The sequence below is a fragment of the Bacillus sp. LR--39 genome, assembly GCF_053613335.1.
This window is the reverse complement of the sequence record NZ_JBSIOT010001142.1, coordinates 1-619: the sequence shown is the minus strand read 5'-3', so window position 1 is coordinate 619 and position 619 is coordinate 1. Positions and strand designations below refer to the sequence as shown.

The following is a 619-nucleotide window of genomic DNA, read 5'->3' as shown; positions in this document are numbered from 1 at the left end:
TGATCATAGCAGGAATGGCTTGAGGATCGCCGATATCAGACAGGCAGTCTCCGGCCGTTCTTCTGACTGATACAGCTTTGTCCTCAAGTGCTTTATACAATAGAGGAAGAACATCAGGTGTTTCAATCATTCCTAAGTACACAACAGCCTGTCTTCTGATGGACACCTTTGGATCATCCAATGCCTTCTGTAAAACCGGGATATCCTCTTCTTTCGGATCCATCTGTTCCAAGTGTGCATAACGCTTTTTCCAGTCCTCATCATCCAGCATATCAAGCGTTACTTTATACGCTTTGCGCTGTACAGCTTGTTTTGCTTCGCCCTTTCCTTGAGCGGCTGCTTCAGTCAGTCGTTTCAGCCGTTCATCACTGTATGCCGCTTGAAGCTCTTCTGTCACATCATGGCCGATTTCATCAAAGTCACCGAATCTGACACCTTGTTCTTTCCAAGCCCGCTCAAACACAACATTGGAAGCTTCAGATCTAAGTTTTAAGATCGCCTGCTGAAAGCGTTCAGGTAAGCCGAAGCGTTCTTCCCGCTCTCCATCGGTTAATTTAACTTGCATAGGAATGCCGCTGAACATCTGCACAAAAACTTTTACCTCTCCAAAAGATTCTTG

The 619-nt window shown here is 45.7% G+C and carries 1 protein-coding gene; it reads right to left on the bottom strand.

Annotation, left to right across the window (positions count from 1 at the left end; genetic code table 11):
- Positions 1–619 (bottom strand): virulence factor (locus ACWHAR_RS28975; protein WP_452088688.1); only part of this gene is annotated, 619 nt, incomplete at both ends.